This is a genomic window from Enterococcus sp. DIV2453a (assembly GCF_050533535.1).
GTDB lineage: Bacteria > Bacillota > Bacilli > Lactobacillales > Enterococcaceae > Enterococcus > Enterococcus faecalis.
Window position 1 is genome coordinate 63,308 of record NZ_CP172899.1, and the last position, 17,729, is coordinate 81,036.

At 37.5% G+C, this 17,729-nt stretch carries 20 protein-coding genes; 15 read left to right on the top strand and 5 right to left on the bottom strand.

Features of this window, described 5'->3' with window-relative positions; translation table 11 throughout:
- Positions 1 to 45 precede the first annotated feature (45 nt).
- The gene (locus IGK03_RS00270) at positions 46 to 1,725 is read left to right on the top strand and encodes a peptide ABC transporter substrate-binding protein (RefSeq protein ID WP_002361487.1); all 1,680 of its coding nucleotides are present in this window, start codon (positions 46 to 48) and stop codon (positions 1,723 to 1,725) included.
- Between the two features lie 46 nt (positions 1,726 to 1,771).
- Here IGK03_RS00270 and IGK03_RS00275 read toward each other — a convergent pair whose 3' ends face one another.
- Positions 1,772 to 1,996 carry a DUF896 domain-containing protein gene (locus IGK03_RS00275; protein WP_002373729.1) on the bottom strand — a complete coding sequence of 75 codons (225 nt, stop codon included), beginning with the start codon at positions 1,994 to 1,996 and terminating at the stop codon, positions 1,772 to 1,774.
- A gap of 14 nt (positions 1,997 to 2,010) precedes the next feature.
- On the bottom strand, positions 2,011 to 2,997 hold the full coding sequence (locus IGK03_RS00280; RefSeq protein ID WP_002356071.1) for an LLM class flavin-dependent oxidoreductase: 987 nt from the start codon (positions 2,995 to 2,997) through the stop codon (positions 2,011 to 2,013).
- A 399-nt stretch (positions 2,998 to 3,396) separates the two neighbouring features.
- Between IGK03_RS00280 and IGK03_RS00285 the strand changes: the two genes are divergently transcribed.
- The 6 genes from IGK03_RS00285 to IGK03_RS00310 all read left to right on the top strand — a co-directional run bounded on the left by IGK03_RS00285 (position 3,397) and on the right by IGK03_RS00310 (position 11,082).
- Positions 3,397 to 4,371, top strand: a complete 975-nt coding sequence (locus tag IGK03_RS00285; protein ID WP_002407578.1) for an Abi family protein — start codon at positions 3,397 to 3,399, stop codon at positions 4,369 to 4,371.
- A gap of 246 nt (positions 4,372 to 4,617) precedes the next feature.
- Positions 4,618 to 5,232 (top strand): Holliday junction branch migration protein RuvA, encoded by a 615-nt coding sequence (gene ruvA, locus IGK03_RS00290; RefSeq protein ID WP_002359241.1) that lies wholly within the window; start codon positions 4,618 to 4,620, stop codon positions 5,230 to 5,232.
- 12 nt (positions 5,233 to 5,244) lie between these two features.
- Entirely contained in the window at positions 5,245 to 6,261 is a 1,017-nt protein-coding gene (gene ruvB, locus IGK03_RS00295) for a Holliday junction branch migration DNA helicase RuvB (RefSeq protein WP_002383488.1), read from the top strand.
- A gap of 141 nt (positions 6,262 to 6,402) precedes the next feature.
- On the top strand, positions 6,403 to 7,101 hold the full coding sequence (locus IGK03_RS00300) for an N-acetylmannosamine-6-phosphate 2-epimerase (RefSeq protein ID WP_002370615.1): 699 nt from the start codon (positions 6,403 to 6,405) through the stop codon (positions 7,099 to 7,101).
- Positions 7,102 to 7,278: 177 nt separating this feature from the next.
- Complete coding sequence (gene ygjK / locus IGK03_RS00305; RefSeq protein ID WP_430602399.1) at positions 7,279 to 9,618, top strand: alpha-glucosidase; 2,340 nt, start codon at positions 7,279 to 7,281, stop codon at positions 9,616 to 9,618.
- Positions 9,619 to 10,164: 546 nt separating this feature from the next.
- On the top strand, positions 10,165 to 11,082 hold the full coding sequence (locus IGK03_RS00310) for a helix-turn-helix domain-containing protein (protein ID WP_010713649.1): 918 nt from the start codon (positions 10,165 to 10,167) through the stop codon (positions 11,080 to 11,082).
- A gap of 45 nt (positions 11,083 to 11,127) precedes the next feature.
- Here IGK03_RS00310 and IGK03_RS00315 read toward each other — a convergent pair whose 3' ends face one another.
- From IGK03_RS00315 to IGK03_RS00325, 3 genes are all read right to left on the bottom strand, one after another.
- On the bottom strand, positions 11,128 to 11,565 hold the full coding sequence (locus IGK03_RS00315) for a type II toxin-antitoxin system HicB family antitoxin (protein ID WP_010707936.1): 438 nt from the start codon (positions 11,563 to 11,565) through the stop codon (positions 11,128 to 11,130).
- Between the two features lie 33 nt (positions 11,566 to 11,598).
- Complete coding sequence (locus tag IGK03_RS00320) at positions 11,599 to 11,781, bottom strand: type II toxin-antitoxin system HicA family toxin (protein ID WP_002367585.1); 183 nt, start codon at positions 11,779 to 11,781, stop codon at positions 11,599 to 11,601.
- Positions 11,782 to 11,885: 104 nt separating this feature from the next.
- Positions 11,886 to 12,539 carry a Crp/Fnr family transcriptional regulator gene (locus IGK03_RS00325; RefSeq protein ID WP_002356081.1) on the bottom strand — a complete coding sequence of 218 codons (654 nt, stop codon included), beginning with the start codon at positions 12,537 to 12,539 and terminating at the stop codon, positions 11,886 to 11,888.
- A 273-nt stretch (positions 12,540 to 12,812) separates the two neighbouring features.
- Between IGK03_RS00325 and IGK03_RS00330 the strand changes: the two genes are divergently transcribed.
- The 8 genes from IGK03_RS00330 to IGK03_RS00365 all read left to right on the top strand — a co-directional run bounded on the left by IGK03_RS00330 (position 12,813) and on the right by IGK03_RS00365 (position 17,707).
- Positions 12,813 to 13,706 (top strand): SDR family oxidoreductase, encoded by an 894-nt coding sequence (locus IGK03_RS00330; protein ID WP_010775474.1) that lies wholly within the window; start codon positions 12,813 to 12,815, stop codon positions 13,704 to 13,706.
- A gap of 12 nt (positions 13,707 to 13,718) precedes the next feature.
- A complete protein-coding gene (gene amaP / locus IGK03_RS00335; protein WP_002381343.1) occupies positions 13,719 to 14,291 on the top strand; it encodes an alkaline shock response membrane anchor protein AmaP in 573 nt (190 codons plus the stop codon).
- 12 nt (positions 14,292 to 14,303) lie between these two features.
- Complete coding sequence (locus tag IGK03_RS00340) at positions 14,304 to 14,495, top strand: DUF2273 domain-containing protein (protein ID WP_002356087.1); 192 nt, start codon at positions 14,304 to 14,306, stop codon at positions 14,493 to 14,495.
- Between the two features lie 12 nt (positions 14,496 to 14,507).
- Positions 14,508 to 15,020 (top strand): Asp23/Gls24 family envelope stress response protein, encoded by a 513-nt coding sequence (locus IGK03_RS00345; RefSeq protein ID WP_002383483.1) that lies wholly within the window; start codon positions 14,508 to 14,510, stop codon positions 15,018 to 15,020.
- Positions 15,021 to 15,078: 58 nt separating this feature from the next.
- Positions 15,079 to 15,639, top strand: coding sequence for an Asp23/Gls24 family envelope stress response protein (locus tag IGK03_RS00350; protein WP_002356090.1), 561 nt, complete (start codon positions 15,079 to 15,081; stop codon positions 15,637 to 15,639).
- 23 nt (positions 15,640 to 15,662) lie between these two features.
- Positions 15,663 to 15,905 (top strand): GlsB/YeaQ/YmgE family stress response membrane protein, encoded by a 243-nt coding sequence (locus IGK03_RS00355; RefSeq protein WP_002356092.1) that lies wholly within the window; start codon positions 15,663 to 15,665, stop codon positions 15,903 to 15,905.
- A gap of 366 nt (positions 15,906 to 16,271) precedes the next feature.
- Positions 16,272 to 17,507 (top strand): MFS transporter, encoded by a 1,236-nt coding sequence (locus IGK03_RS00360; protein ID WP_002356101.1) that lies wholly within the window; start codon positions 16,272 to 16,274, stop codon positions 17,505 to 17,507.
- Between the two features lie 20 nt (positions 17,508 to 17,527).
- Complete coding sequence (locus IGK03_RS00365; RefSeq protein WP_002381345.1) at positions 17,528 to 17,707, top strand: hypothetical protein; 180 nt, start codon at positions 17,528 to 17,530, stop codon at positions 17,705 to 17,707.
- Positions 17,708 to 17,729 lie beyond the last annotated feature (22 nt).

The following is a 17,729-nucleotide window of genomic DNA, read 5'->3' on the forward strand; positions in this document are numbered from 1 at the left end:
TAAAAATTAAAAAATGAAGAGTTTTTTCTGTGAAGGGAGAAAGGCATGAAAAGTAAACGTATAAAAGGACTTATCGGGTTAAGTTTAACAACGCTGTTAGTTTTAGCTGCTTGTGGTGGTGATGGGGGAGCTGGCGCCGAAAAAGCAAAGGGCGGATCAGAGAAAACTGCCGCTAAACAAGAATTTAAAGTAGTAGTTCAACAAGAAATGCCTTCTGCAGATTTATCTTTAGGAACAGATACAATTAGTTTTACGGCACTGAATAATGCGTATGAAGGAATTTATCGTTTAGATGATAAAAGCAAGCCGCAACCAGCAGGGGCTAAAGAAAAAGTGCAAGTCAGTGATGATGGTCTGACGTACACAGTGAAACTAAGAGAAGAAGCAAAATGGTCCAATGGTGATCCTGTCACAGCTGCCGATTATGTTTTTAGTTGGCAACGTACAGCAGATCCTCAGACTGGCGCTGAGTATGCTTATTTTCTAGAAATGATTGAAAACGGTGCAGACATTGTAGCTGGTAAGAAACCAGTTTCTGAATTAGGCATTAAAGCAAACGGAGATTACGAGCTAGAAATTAAACTGGCAAAACCAACACCATATTTTGATTATTTACTGGCCTTTCCACTATTTTTCCCGCAACATCAAGCAACCGTAGAGAAATATGGCAAAGATTACGCTGCTTCCAGTGAAAAAGCAGTCTATAATGGTCCGTTTGTCTTAGCTAACTTTGAAGGGGCTGGCTCAGATACCAATTGGACTTTGGAAAAAAATGAAAACTATTGGGATAAAGACAATGTCAAATTAGATAAAATCAATTTTGATGTTGTCAAGGAGGCGCCAACTGCCTTGAACTTATTCCAAGATGGCCAGGCAGACGATGTTATTTTAAGCGGCGAATTGGCCCAGCAAATGGCGAAGGATCCAGAATTGGTTATCGAAAAAGAAGCACGAACCAGCTATTTGGAATTTAATCAGCGAGATAAAAATTCACCGTATAATAATGTGAATTTACGCAAAGCAATTTCAGCAGCGATTGATCGCAACGCATTAGTAGATAAAATTTTAGGCGACGGCTCAGTAGTCGCTACCGGCTTAATTCCAGAAGGGATGTCTTATTCGCCAACAGATGACAAAGATTTTGCTGATGAAAATAAAAAAATTGTTGAATATAGCCCAGAAAAAGCAAAAGAATATTGGGCAAAAGCGAAGAAAGAATTGGGTATAACAACACTCAAAATGGATATTGTTGCCGATGATGTCGATTCTACGAAAAAGTTAGCGGAATATATTCAAGGTACGTTAAAGGATACTTTAGAGGGCATTGATGTAACAGTGAGCCCAGTGCCGTTTTCAGTTCGAATTGATCGAGGTAGTCGCGGCGATTTTGAGACAATCTTAGGTGGTTGGGCTGCGGATTACGCAGATCCAAGTAGTTTCTTAGACCTTTTTGTCACTGGCAATAACTATAATCGCGGGCGTTTTTCAAGTAAAGCCTACGATGAGTTGATCGAGGCTTCAGCCACAAGAGATGCTTCAGATCCTGAAAAACGTTGGGAAGACATGGTTAAGGCTGAGAAGTTATTGATTGGTGAAGAGACCGCTTTAGCACCACTTTATCAAAAGGCGACTGCCCATCTACGCAGTAAAGAAGTGAAAGGCGTCGTTGCCCATGGTGCTGGCGCACAATATGATTATAAGTGGACATATGTGACAGAAGAGTAGTTAAAAAGAGACACAGAATAGTCAAATCGACTGTTCTGTGTCTCTTTTAATCAAAATATTTCTGCTGTTCTTCTTTTAATCTTTCTGGGGTCACATCTTCACCAGTAGGATCATAAATAGTGACGCCCATTAATGTTTTATTGAATTGTTCACGAATGGTCCGCAAATATTCTTGTCGCAAATCGACACGAAGAGCTTGTTCTTCAGATGTTAAGCCTTGTTCACGCTCTTTTTGTGCAAGCGTATTAATTCTTTTTAAAACCTCTAACATTTCTCATTTCCTTTCTATAATAATTCTTTTGCTAGGCGTTCAAATGATTGAAAGCGCGTTTGTTTGTCATAACCTGGAGTGATTAGCATCGCTTCTGTCAACCCTAGTTCTTCTTGTTGGTGGAAAAACTCCGCAACTTCTTGGCTACTGCCAATGACAAAGCGTTGTTTATTTTGTTCTAAAACCAGTTTGTCCATTTCACTGTAAGGGAAAGCTAGTGCTTCTTCTGGCGATAAAAATTTATTTGGAAGCCCATGTTCGGTGGCAAAGATATAATGCTCAAAACTAGCCGCATGGTATTCTGCTTCTTCTTTCGTGTCGGCGGCAAAAGTGAAATACGCAGCGCTCACTTGCGGCTCTTGTTGTTCAGTTACTGGTCGGAAATGCTTGTAATATGCGGACAATACTTCTTTGGGCAAATGTCCATGAATAAATTGCGCAAAGGAAAAATTAATGCCATATTCACCAGCTGAACGTGCGCTTTCTTTACTAGCACCTAGTAACCAGGGTTGTGGTAATAGAACTTCCCGCGGAACAGCTGAAATTTTAGAATATAAATGATCTTCAGGAAATTCCTCTCTTAAAAAGAGTAAAATTTCAGGTAATTTATCAAATTGGTCTAGCTGAGGTGGCTGACCATTATTTAACGCCAACGTAGTTAAAGGGCTGCCACCAGGCGAGCGGCCCATGCCTAAATCGATTCGATCAGGATATAAAGCTGCTAACGTTTTAAACGTTTCTGCGACTTTAAATGGCGCATAATGCATGGTCATGATGCCACCCGCGCCAACACGAATTTTTTCGGTGGCACTAGCAATATGTGCAACTAAAATTTCTGGCGTTGCACTGGCAAAGGCGTCTGAGCCGTGATGTTCGGCATACCAAATTCTTGTGTAGCCAAGTTTTTCCGCTAATTGAGCGAGCTCTTTGGCTTCTTGTAATGTGTCGCTTGCTGATTGATTTTTAGGAACCGTTAATTGATCTAAGATACTTAATTTCATGTATGTAGTCTCCTTTTTGGTTATTTTTTTGAAGCTACCGCTATTATTACGCAAGCATGTTAAAAAAAACAGTACGCACTTTTTAATTCCCTAGTGAGCGAAAAGTAACAAATAGATGTAGCCAAGGTCGATGATAAAAAATTCTCCGCTATGGCTGTGTGCATTTTGATTTTTTGGACAATGTATAGAAATATACTTAATATTTTTTCTGTTTTTATACAACGTATTGTATTTTTTAGTATAAAAAGCATTTTCTTTAGAAAATTGGGCTATTGACTAGCTACAAAACAAATGATAGCATAGAGATAACCTTAAAGAAGAGCTGCTGTGCGGCTAACCAAGAACGTCTATTAGTTTTTCTAATAGACGTTCTTGTGCTAATTAATAGGAGAACAGTATATGAAGCCTTTTAAAACGTTAGATGAACAATTAGCTATTTTGGAAGCTCGAGGATTGGTTTTCTCGGATAAGGAAAATGCAAAAAAGAAATTATCTTTTTATGGCTATTATGAGATTATCAATGGCTATAAAGACTTCCTTTTGGAAAAAAAGCAAAAAATAACTGACCATCAAGAAGAATGTTTTATAGAAAACAGTACATTTGATCATATTTTTTCTTTATTTATGATGGACAAAACAATAACTTCATCTGTAATTGATGCGACATGTGATGTTGAGATGTATGTAAGAGCAGCTATTTCTTACGTTGTCAGTAAAAATATAGGTGAACAACAAATAGACTATTTGAATAGACGTCATTATCAAAGTGGAAAGAAAAACAAAAACGGACAAGGATATAAAGTTGATCAGCTAATTACAAAGTTTAAAAAGATTATCTACGATGATATAGAACCCATGAAACACTATCGTGGTTATCATGGAAACGTTCCACCTTGGATTATGTTAAAAGGAACAACATTTGGAAACCTGGCTAATTTTTATAAATTACAAAAAAGTGAAAATAAAAAAGAAGTTATAGCGATGATTCTAGGAATACCTAAAGAAATCGTGGATGAAGGGATTACCAATATGTTTACTGACATTATCTTTTTATGTCATAGTTATAGGAATAGAGCTGCACATGGTGGACGAATGTATAACTATCGGTCGGCTAAAGCAGTTATTAGATATAGTGAAAATTTTCATCCCCGAGCAAATATTACTCAGGCAGAGTATAGAAAAGGCAAAGGAATATCCTGTTTAGGTACCCTATTTCATGCATTGACATGGATGGATAATAAAGTAGCTTTAGCAAGGTTACAAGCAGGGGTATCTGTTGCGTTAGATCAGCACTTAAAAGTTTACCCAGAAGATTATGATTTAGTTTTGTCTGAAAGTAATATCAATCCTAAATTTTTACAGCTTTCTAGATAGAATTATTAGACTGAGTTGTACATAAAATTATTGTCTCTACTAGGGAGAGCGTGTTAATCTGTCTTCTGTTAGTTATTAATTATTGTTTGCTTCATCAATAGAAAGCTGTTTTATAAAGAGTGTTTTCAGGCTATTAGTATAGATTGCTCATAGGAATATTTGCAAACGATGAAGATATCGCTTAAAATAAATGAATCAAGTAAAATGGAACATATGTACGCAATCAGCAATTGGAAAGGTGACAACATGTACGAATATATTATTGGAAAAGTAACGTTTGTTAGCCCATACTATATTGTCGTTGAAACAAATGGCATTGGCTATCAGATTTCAGTCGATAACCCGTATCGCTATTCAGGAAAAATGGATACGGATATTAAACTATATCTTCACCAAGTCGTGCGGGAAGATGCACAACTTTTATTTGGTTTTGGCAGTTTAGAAGAAAAACAATTGTTCTTAAAATTAATCAGTGTCTCTGGAATTGGCCCTAAAAGTGGTTTAGCTATCATGGCTTCTGTGGCCGATCATGGTGGTTTAATCAATGCAATTGAAGGGGAAGATGTTACATATTTAACGAAGTTCCCAGGTGTTGGCAAGAAAACAGCCCAACAAATGATTTTAGATTTAAAAGGAAAACTAGGCGAATTAGAGTCTTCCGAAGCAGCGGTGGCTGCCATGACCGCAACCGAAGCGGTGACAACAAGCAATCAAGCATTGGCAGAAGCGTTAGAAGCATTAAGTGCCCTAGGCTACAGTGACCGAGAGATTAAGCGTATCACTAAGCAATTGGAAGCGTTAGGTGAGACAACGACAGATGTTTATTTAAGCAATGCGTTAAAATTCATGATGAAACGCTAAGGAGGAATAACGATGACAGAAGAAGAACGGTTGCTTTCAGCTGCAAGTCAAGAAGCAGAAGCTTCAATTGAAAAATCGTTACGTCCACAATTTTTAGCACAATATATTGGTCAAGACAAAGTAAAACAAGAACTAACGATTTATATTGAAGCGGCGAAAAATCGGAATGAAGCGTTGGATCATACCCTTCTTTATGGTCCACCAGGTTTAGGGAAAACGACAATGGCGATGGTCATCGCCAATGAAATGAATGTGAACATTCGTACCACAAGTGGACCAGCCATCGAACGGGCGGGAGATTTAGTCGCTATTTTGAACGAATTAGAGCCTGGTGATGTGTTATTTATCGATGAAATTCATCGTTTGCCGCGAGTTGTGGAAGAAATGCTGTATTCCGCAATGGAAGATTTTTACATTGATATCATGGTCGGTCAAGGAACCACGGCACATCCCGTTCATTTTCCATTACCGCCTTTTACTTTAGTGGGCGCTACCACACGGGCAGGGATGCTTTCAGCGCCATTACGAGATCGTTTTGGGATTATTTCTCACATGGAGTATTATCAAGAGCAGGATTTAAAAGAAATCGTTCTTCGTTCCGCGGATATTTTTCAAACGGAGATTTTTGAGGAAGGTGCCTTTGAAATTGCGCGCCGCTCAAGAGGAACCCCCCGAATTGCTAACCGTTTGTTAAAACGTGTCCGTGATTTTGCCCAAGTCCAATCAGATGGCAAAATCGACCGAGCGATTGCAGACAAAGCGTTAACCTTGCTGCAAGTGGACCATCAAGGCTTGGATTATGTCGATCAAAAATTGTTGAAAACAATGATTGATTTATACGGCGGCGGTCCAGTTGGTTTAAGTACCTTGTCTGTAAATATCGGTGAAGAAACCGAAACGGTGGAAGATATGTATGAACCCTATCTTATTCAAAAAGGTTTCATTAAACGAACACCACGAGGACGAATTGCAACGCCATTTGCGTATGCACATTTTGGGTATGATTATTTAGAGGGTCATAAAAATTAAAAATAAGTCAAAAGAAAGCAAGCCTTAACCGCTTGCTTTCTTTTGTTTCACGTGAAACGTTTGTTCTTATTTGGGAGAGTGGCATATTTCAGCTGTTGTAGGTATACTGTGTTTGTAATCGCTTTTAAATTGGAGGGATCAATGTTGAATAAAGAAATCAAAGGGGCATTAATTGTTTCTTGCCAAGCGTTGGCAGACGAACCGTTGCATAGTTCTTTTATCATGTCCAAGATGGCTTTGGCCGCTAAACAAGGAGGGGCTAAAGGCATTCGAGCAAATTCTGTGGTAGACATTCGAGCAATCCGGAAAGAGGTAGATTTACCAATCATTGGGATTATTAAACGAGATTATCCTGACGCAGAAGTATATATTACCGCAACTATGCGTGAGGTAGATGAATTAATGGCTGTTCAGCCAGAAATTATCGCTCTCGATGCAACCCATTCGAAACGACCAAATGGCGAAACGTTAGCCACATTTTTCAAAAGAATAAAAGAAAAGTATCCTAACCAAGAATGGATGGCAGATTGTTCCACGCTGGAAGAGATGATTGAAGCGGCGGAGTTAGGCTTTGATTATATTGGCACAACGTTAGTCGGCTATACGCCGCAAAGTGAAAATCAGCGGATTGAACAAAATGATTTTGAACTGTTAAGAGAAGCAAAGAAGCATTTTACTACACCAATCATTGCAGAAGGAATGATTGATACGCCAGCAAAAGTCCAACGTGTTCTGGAGCTAGGTGCTTATAGCGTGGTGGTGGGATCTGTTATTACACGACCGCAAAAAATTACTGAAAAATTTGTGGAAGCTACGAAAATAAAACAGAATCAAGCATAAACTAAATACACTATCGATACACTCGTTATTTTTTGATCAATACACTTCGATACGGTCGCTTTTTTTCTAGAGAAAGTTGAATCTTTCAATAATAAAAAGGGATACACTCCATTTGGCATAGTCCTTGCTGATAATAAATCAGTGTATAAAGCGCTATCATTTTATAGGAGGGGTTTTATGAAGGGTTTATCAAAAAAGAAATGGGTGTCTACTTGGTTAGCGTTAGGAATCACCGTAGTCAGCTGTTTTGCGTTAAGCGGGGAAGTGCAAGCAAGTGTTGAAAGAACAAAAGTTGATGAATTTGCAAATGTTTTAGATGTGAGTGCATCACCAACTGAACGGACGAATGGCGTATACGATACCAATTATTTTAATAATTTTTCTGATTTAGGTGCATGGCATGGCTACTATTTACCTGAAAAAAGCAATAAAGAGCTACTGGGTGGTTTTGCGGGGCCATTGATTATTGCGGAAGAATATCCGGTAAACTTGGCGGCAAGTTTAAACAAATTAACGGTCAAAAATAAAAAAACGGGAGAAACCTATGATTTAAGCCAAAGCAACCGCATGGACCTGTCTTATTATCCTGGGCGCCTAGAGCAAACCTATGAATTAGACGATGTAACGATTCATTTAGCTTTAATTTTTGTCAGCAATCGAACGGCGCTTATCCAAACGACACTTGAAAACACTGGTGAAGATCCCTTGTCACTTGAAGCAAGCTGGACAGGTGCGGTCTTTGACAAAATTCAAGAGGGAACGGAAACCTTAGATATTGGTACTCGTTTAACTGCTAAAGACAATGACATTCAAGTGAATTTTGGTGAAGTCAGAGAAACGTGGAATTATTTTGCTACGAAAGACACAAAATATACGATTCATCATGCGGATAAAGTTTCAACAAAAATTGATAATCGGAATTATACAGCGACCGCTGAACCAATTGAATTGAAGCCTAAACAAACGTACAACACCTATACGACAGAAAGCTATACTTTTACAAAAGAGGAAGAGGCAAAGGAACAACAACAAGCACCCGAATATACCAAAAATGCGGCGCGCTATTTCAAAGAGAACAAGCAAAGATGGCAAGGATATCTAGATAAAACGTTTGATCAAAAGAAAACAGCAGAATTTCCTGAATATCAAAATGCGCTAGTCAAATCGATTGAAACGATTAATACCAATTGGCGAAGTGCGGCAGGTGCCTTTAAGCATGACGGGATTGTTCCGTCCATGTCTTATAAATGGTTTATTGGTATGTGGGCTTGGGATTCGTGGAAAGCGGATGTAGCAACGGCTGATTTTAATCCTGAGTTAGCTAAAAATAATATGCGGGCCTTGTTTGATTATCAAATTCAAAAAGATGATACCGTACGTCCACAAGATGCAGGAGCGATCATTGATGCTGTCTTTTACAATCAAGACAGTGCGCGTGGTGGTGAAGGTGGCAACTGGAATGAACGAAATTCTAAACCACCATTGGCTGCATGGGCAGTTTGGCATATTTATCAAGAAACCAAAGATAAGGAATTTTTAAAAGAAATGTATCCCAAACTTGTGGCTTATCATAATTGGTGGTATACCAACAGAGACCACAATAAAAATGGGATAGCAGAATATGGAAGCATGGTCAGTGATGCTCACTGGCAAAAAGACGACAAGGATCAAATCATTAAAGATAAAAATGGCCAACCTAAAGTGGATGATGATGCTGTTATTGAAGCAGCCGCGTGGGAAAGTGGCATGGATAACGCTACACGGTTTGACAAAGAAGGTGTGGGCAAAGGCGACGTTGGAGTTAAAGTTTTTGAAAATAAAAATAAAGGAAAAGTAGTGGGGTATTCGATTAATCAAGAATCAGTGGATTTGAATGCGTATCTCTACGCTGAAAAGGGCTATTTAGCTTCGATAGCAGAAGAACTAGGCAAAAAAGAGGACTATAAGAACTATCAAAAAGAAGCGAAGAAACTAAAAAAATATATTCAAGAAAATATGTTTGATGAAAAAACAGGCTTCTTCTATGACTTACAAATAAATGAAGACGGCTCGAAAACAAAATTGTTAGTCAATCGTGGCAAAGGAACAGAAGGCTGGTTGCCGCTTTGGGCAAAAGTAGCGACCAAAGAACAGGCGGCGGCAGTTAAGAAAAACATGATGAATCAAGAAATGTTCAATACCTTTATGCCATTCCCAACAGCATCCAAAGACAATGAAAAATTTGCTGCAACGAAATATTGGCGGGGACCAGTTTGGCTTGATCAAGCCTTGTTTGGTGTAGAAGCTCTTCAAAACTATGACTATACAAAAGAAGCGAAAGAAATGACACAAAAACTCTTCTTACATGCCGAAGGATTGATGGGAGAAGGACCTATTCATGAAAATTATGATCCACTAACAGGGAAGGGCCTAAGTACGAAAAACTTTAGTTGGTCAGCGGCAGCGTACTATTTACTGTATAAAAACACCTTATTAAGTAATAACCCCACAACGCAAACCGCTTTTGAAATAAAATAGAAAAACAGCTCTTGAGAAAATATCACTCAAGAGCTGTTTTTTTCTTCACTTGCTACAATCTGTTTCCTTCTGATTTAATTGAATGTAATTTATTTGTTTTAATAAATATATTTCATTTAATTAAAGAAAATATCCGAAAATAAAAATATATGTACTTTTATTAAAAATGTTATTTAATAAAAATGAAATAGATATTCAAGGAAATTGATTGTACAATGGTTAGTGAAGAGTGGGTTTAACGGAACCGAGTAATAAGAAATAAACTAATATTGAAACCAAACATTGCGACACCTCCTGCTCTGAGTTATATTGAATTTCATTATAAGACAGATATCTTAGTTTCTTCAAGAACGAATTAGAAAAGTTTTTTTAAAATTTGTTGACGTCTAACAATTATAATGTGCGAAAAAATAATTCAAACAAATATATTATTCGATTATTTGATAATATTAAAGTTCATAGAAATAATTTTTTTAGAAAATAGTATATTTTAGTTAATAAAAAAATAATACTTAATATTAACTTATTAATAGAAAGGAGCATATTATGGATGTGTTAGAGGCATTAAAGTATTTTAGAAAAAAGAAAAAAATTGCTCAGAAAGATGTTTTACCAAAAAAAGGGAAACAAACCTATCGAAGAATCGAAATTGGTGAAGCCAAGCTAAGTTACGAGGATTTAATGACAGCATTACAGTCACTTGGGATTACCTTTAATGAATTTTTTCATATGGTCTCTGAAACAAGAAGTACGGCTTCATCTAAAATTATGCATCAAATTGAATGTTGTCAAATGGGGTTGAACAATACAAGTGAAAAAAAGAACCTGATTCATTACTTTTATCAATTAGAGCGCAATCCCCAAAAAAACGCAGTAGAGATGTCTATTTATACAGATATTAAGCTAACTTTCAGTAATGATTGGGAGGAAATTCCAGAATTTGATGAAACTGATCGAATGGCAATTCTCGCACTTATCTCTAGCAAAAGCTACTATACATATTACGATTATCAAATGGTGACTAATACAGGGGCGTTATTTTCTGAAAACGAAGTCCTTCAGATTCTTGAGCAGATGTTTCCTGTCAAAGATGCTGAATTACGTGATACCCAAACATTAAATGTCGCCTATGGTTTTTACCTAAATATCATTACAGCGCAACTTTATAAGAAAAATTATGCGAAAGCCCGGGAATATTTAGCGCTAATGAGTGTTACCACGATTCCTGCCGAAATCTACTATATTCATTTTAACTTACGTTATTTAAAAAATCTTACGTATTATCTGTACACTGGCAAAATGAGATATTATAAAGAAGTAATCACCGTTATTGATATGATTGAAAGTTTTGGGGATGCACGTTTGGCGGAAGGCATGAAAAAAGAAATGCTTCAGCTGACGGCTGGTCGGACATTTAATTTAGATTATGGACAATTTCCTGTGAATATTGTCACTGAAAAATAAAAAACACCCCCGCAAGGTCAAGCGTGCGGGGGTGCTTTCTCAAGGCTACTTTAAAACATGTAGCGACTTTTCAACGATGGCATCGGTCAAGGTTTTAGAAAAATTCAATTTATTTTTTTTCCCGAGTTCATCAGACCACTTGGGAATGGTGACGGTTTTTTTGACTAACGTATTTGTTCCTAAATAATCATTTAGTTCTACATTTACCATAGAAACAAACGAGTCTGCAAGGTTAAAATTAAAGTCATCGTCATCTCTAAAGGGATTATTATCTTCTAATGACAACGTATTGATAGGAGATGGCTGGTGGATTGTTCTTTGATGTTCAATATCATCAGATAACATCATACCTAAATAATCGGAAGCCATCGCAATTGCATCAGGAATTGTATCTCCTTGCGTACCAGAACCACCTATATCTGGGAAATAAACATAGTAACCATTCTCGACACTGTAGAAACATGCAGGATAACTAATTAGCATGAATGATGCCTCCTTATCAATCATTGAGGAAGGCTATTTCAGCCCTGCCTCTTTTAAAATCCCTATTTCGGTTCCTTTTTTCAATTCTCCGTGTGGGATAATGATGGGTCTTTTGCCAGACATCTCCATTTTTATATGGGAGCCTTTTCCACCATCGGTTGGTAACCAACCGTGCTTTTTTAGCAATTTGACCATTTGTTTTTGTGTCATTGGCATGTGCACAATACCTCCTGACAGGATATATTTTAATACGTGTAATACGTGTTGTCAAGTGGATGAAAAAGTACCCCCGCAAGGTCAAACTTGCGGGGGTACTGATGTTAAACAATAATGTTATCTCTAATCATATCTAAATCTTTAATCAAAATTTTGCGGTTACGTAGTTCAATTGCCCCTAACTCTTTTAGTTGCTGCATCATCCGGTTAACGCTACTAGCAGAAGTTATCCCGCAAAAATGCGCAATTTCTTCATTGGTCACCACGAAATCAATTAAAATACCTTCCTCTGTTTCTACACCAAATGAATCGTACATTTCATAGATTTGTGTACAAACGGCCCCAAATTTGCCATTCATCAACATTTGCTGCATCTTTTTCATGGAATGCATTAAACGGTCCCGATAGTATTCTTTGACATACATTTGCAAGTCTTTACTATTATTGATATCCCGCCAAAATTGAACACGGTCGATTTGGTAAAGTTCTGCTTGTGGAGATTCGATGCGAATATTAAAAGGTGCATCAATAAATTCTGAATATTCATCACGTAGCAATGAAACAATTTCCAAATTGTTGATATAACGTAAATTAAATTCACGACCGTCTTTGGAAATAACGCTAGTTTTGATGATGCCACTTTTTAAAATATAGGCATAACGATCTTGCAGTCCTTCATAAGTTAAATAATTTTTCTTCTTTTTTACAACGACTCGAAAGGAATGTTCATCTAAGTAGTCTTGTAAAACATTTCTCATTGGCGGTAACTCCTCAATTATCTCTAAATATTTTTGTTTTTGCCTGTTGGGCTTCTTTCTTATTTAAGCGAATTGGACATCATATGTCAATAACAAATGTTGATAAAAAAGGTCAATTAAACGCTATTTTGAAAAATAAAATCAGCTTTTAGATAATTTTGCCAAAAATTTCGCTTAATGAGTATTAAAAATATTTTTTTTATTTTATGTGCTCAAATATTTTTCAAAAAGAAAAAATTGTATTAAGGTAATAGTAGAAAGGGAGGAGATTTAATGACAGAACCAAACTTAAAAGACCCAAGAAAGTTATTTTATAGTGATGGATTTCCGCAACAAGATCAAGAAACTCCCGCATTACAGGACAAAATGGTCCCTAAACCAGATTGTGGGGAAGACAGCTATGTCGGAAATCACAAATTAGAAAATCGTCGGGTATTAATTACAGGCGGTGATTCTGGGATTGGACGAGCTGCGGCGATTGCTTTTGCTCGCGAAGGCGCAGATATCGCCTTACATTTTTTCCCAGGTGAAGAAAAAGACGCCGAAGAAGTGGCGCACTATATACGAGAAGCTGGCCGAAAAGTCATTCTTTTGCCAGCAGATTTAAGAGATAAACAGGCACCTGAAGAATTGGTTGCACAAGCTCGTGAAGCATTAGGCGGCTTGGATACCCTTGTTTTAAATGCTGCCCAACAAATTTCCTGTGCCGCTATTGAAGAATTACCAATGGAACAAGTGATAGACACTTTCCATGTCAATATTATTGCGATGTTTGGCATTGTCAAAGCAGCAGTGCCTCACTTGCCTGCCGGAAGTAGTATTGTGACAACGACTTCCGTCCAAGCCTTTAATCCCAGTGAGCATTTGTTGGATTATGCAGCAACGAAGGCATCAATTGCCAACTTTACCGTTGGTTTAGCAAAACAACTGGCACCAAAAGGCATTCGGGTAAATGGCGTGGCTCCAGGACCAATCTGGACACCGTTACAGTTAGATCATGGACAACCAATTGAAGAGTTGCCAGAATTTGGGCAACATTCTTTACTGGAACGTGCAGGTCAGCCTGCTGAATTAGCCCCTGTTTATGTTTTCTTGGCGTCCAATGATGCAAGTTATGTTACGGCTCAAGTTTATGGCGTAACTGGTGGAGAAGCAATTAATCTTTAGGAGGGATGTTCCGTGAATAAAGTTGTTAAAATACTTTTGCTTCTAGGTTCACTGATTTTAATGGCATTATTTGGCGCGGTGGCCATCACCACTTGGTCAGCCGATACAGCTTGGCAACCACCAGATAATGTCCAATGGTTCTTGCAAGACAACGAGTACGCACGTCAAGCAATTTTTTGGGTAGCGCTGGTTTTACTAGGAATTATGCTCTTTCTATTTTTATTCATTCTTTTATTCCCAAGAAGAAAAGGCACGTTTGAATTAAAAGAAGAGCAAGGAAAGTTAGTGTTACACCGTAAAGCCATCGAAGGATTTGTACGCTCTAGCTTGCAAGACAGTGACTTTCTGGAAGCACCAACCATTCGTGTAAAGGCGACAAAACGGCGCATTAAGGTCAATGTCAAAGGCACACTGAAACGAACGGCGGATTTAATTGGACAAACAGAAGCTTGGTCAAAAACAATGGAAGAACGGCTTGCTCGTTTGGTGGGAACTGGTCACAAGATTACGATTGATGTTCATTTTGAAGATATTCAATCAATGAAACGACCACAACAACAGCAAACACAAGCACGTGTGGAGTAGGAGGGATGTACAATGGTTGAATGGATAAAACAATATGCCGTTCCGTTAATTGGTGGCCTAGTCGGTTTGGTTTTTGCAATCTTGTTTCTGTCAATCGGCTTCTTTAAAACATTGTTAGTGGTACTCCTGACAGGACTAGGTATTTGGCTAGGTTTGTATTTGGAACAGACAGGCATTGTCAAAAATTATTTTCATCATAAATAGGAGGTTTTGGCTATGGAAAATGCAAATGTATCGATTGTTAAAGGTGAGTTGACGTTTGAGGATAAAGTAATCCAAAAAATTATTGGCATTGCTTTGGAAGAAGTCGACGGTTTGTTAACTGTGGACGGTGGTTTTTTCTCGAATTTACGAGATAAAATGATTAACAGTGAAGATGTTACAACAGGCATTCACACCGAGGTCGGCAAAAAACAAGTCGCAGTGGATATGGACATTGTAGCCGAATATGGGAAAGATATCGAGACCATTTATGATCAAATGAAAGAGGTTATTACTCGTGAAGTCCAACAAATGACTCACTTGGAAGTAATCGAAGTCAATGTCAACGTAGTAGATATCAAAACACAAGCAGAGTACCAAGAAGAAAGTGAAACAGTCCAAGATAAACTTGGCAACGCCGCTGAAGCGACAGGTAGTTTTATGTCAAAACAAACCAATAAAGCCAAACATGCGGTAACTAAAGGCAAGACAAAAGTCAAAGAAAACACGGCACCTCGTGTTCAATAATTGGTTATTATTTTATTAAAAATAAAGCAATAATAGAAGAAACTAGGAGGAATGAACCATGAGTAACGAAAAATTCAATAATGTACCAAAACCAGCAGGAAACGGACCACACACACCAGAAGATCATGCAATCAAAGGTGAATTAACATTTGAAGATAAAGTCGTTCAAAAAATTATCGGTTTAGCCTTAGAAAATGTCGATGGTCTATTAACAGTCGATGGCGGCTTTTTCTCAAATATTGCTGAAAAATTAGTAAACACAGATAACGTCACAGCTGGTATTGATACCGAAGTTGGTAAAAAACAAGTCGCTGTTGATATGGATATCGTGGTAGAATACGGCAAAGATATTCAAGACATTTACGAAAAAATGAAAGAATTAATCAGCCGTGAAGTGAAAAAAATGACCCACTTAGATGTGATTGAAGTGAATGTTAACGTAGTTGATATCAAATCAAAAGAAGAATACGAAGAAGATAGCGAAACGGTTCAAGATAAAGTCACAGGCGCTGCCAAAAGTACCGGTGAATTTGCTTCTGAACAAACAGAAAAAGCAAAAAAAGCTGTGAATAAAGGAACAGAACAAGTCAAAGAAAATATGGAACCACGTGTAGAATAAACGGTTAAAGGGAGGAAACAATCATGGGCTTTATTTGGGCATTAATTGTCGGTGGGGTCATTGGGGCAATCGCTGGAGCAATTACTAAAAAAGGATCATCGATGGGCATTATTGCCAATATCATTGCAGGGTTAGTTGGTTCAACAATTGGTCAAGCCATTTTAGGCACATGGGGACCAAGCTTAGCTGGGATGGCTATTGTGCCATCGATTATCGGGGCAGTGATTTTAGTTGCCATCGTTTCATGGATTTTAGGACGAAAATAGAGAAAGTTTAAAAAAATAGGGCATAAGTCGTTTCGGCTTATGTCCTATTTTTCTTTTTCTATGTATGAGGAAGTTTCGTATGAAAAGTAAATTTTGAGCAATTAGCCAAGAGCTTATTTTAATTAAAATTATTAGTCATTTTGGCTTTTCAACAAAAATCAACAACATTTGTTGAAGTTATTTGTAGATAACGTTTATCATTCACAAATTTACATTTTTTTGTAACGGATATCTCGTATAGTAATAACTGCAAATGAATTTCAGAAAATTTTTTGATAAGTCATCAAAGTGAGGGGATAGCGGTCTTTTATTGAAAAATAGCAACACAAAATAAACAGAACAAAAGAGAGAGGAATTCAAAGAATTATGACAGAACAAACACCAACAAAGCTTTTGAATAAAGGCTTTATCAGTATTACAGTGATTAATTTCATTGTCTATCTTGTTTATTATTTATTAATGGTTATTATTGCGGTGATTGCGCAAGATAGCTTACACGCTACTTTAGGTCAAGCGGGTTTGGCCTCAGGAATTTACATCATCGGGACATTGCTTGCACGACTTTTCATGGGGAAACTCCTTGAACTGATTGGGCGCAAACAAGTCTTACGTTATGGGGCTTTGTTTTATCTTTTAACGACTGTTGCGTATATGTATATGCCAAGTATGGGCATTCTTTATCTGGTCCGTTTTTTAAATGGGTTTGGTTACGGAACCGTTTCGACAGCGACCAACGCAATTGTTACCGCCTATATCCCTAAAAATAAAAAAGGGGAAGGGATCAATTATTATGGTTTGAGTACTAGTTTAGCAGCCGGCATCGGGCCATTTATTGGGATGTTATTGTTAAATGTTTCCAACTTCCATGTCATTATTAACTTTTCAATTATTTTAATTTTGTTAACAACCATTGCTTGCTTCATTTTCCCAGTGAAAAATATTGAGTTAACACCTGAACATCGTGAAGCTTTATCTAAATGGAATTTTGATAGTTTTGTTGAAAAGAAAGTTTTATTTATTACATTTATCGCCTTTTTAATGGGGCTTGCTTATTCAAGTGTCTTATCTTTCTTATCTTCTTATGTCAAAGTAATCGATTTAGTTGACGTCAGCACCTTCTTCTTTATCGTCTATGCAGTCGTGATTACCTTAACACGTCCATCGACAGGTCGGATTTTCGATGTCAAAGGGGAACGCTACGTCATGTATCCGAGCTACATTTTCTTAACACTAGGCCTGTTCTTATTAAGTATGACTACGTCGGGTTGGATGTTATTAGTTTCAGGTGGGTTAATTGGCTTAGGTTATGGGACTTTCATGTCAAATGGCCAAGCGGTTTGTCTTCAAGAAAGCCCAAGTCCTCACCGTATCGGGATTGCTTTATCGACTTATTTCATTGGTTTAGACCTTGGATTAGGGGTTGGTCCGTACGTTTTAGGTGAATTACGTAACTTTATGTCATTCCAACAAATGTACTTCTTAGCAGGCTGTATCCCAATCGTTTGTACCATTTTATATATGGTCTTCCACAAAGCTAAAAATGATGCCAAAGATTTGTCTCTTGAAACGATTGAAGAGATTGAACACGGCTCAGAACTATAAATGGACAAGGAGTGATTTCAATGCCTAACGATGAACGGATTTTAAACGTTTTACAACAAACACTAACGGAAATTCAACGCATGAACACGCGTTTAGCTAAAATTGAAACAGAGTTAGCCGATGTCGATCAACATCATGCGACTTTGGATCATTACTTGCAAGAGCTAGAATTGGTGACAGAAAATAACAACGTCATGTAAAATGAGTAGTTAGTAAATGAAT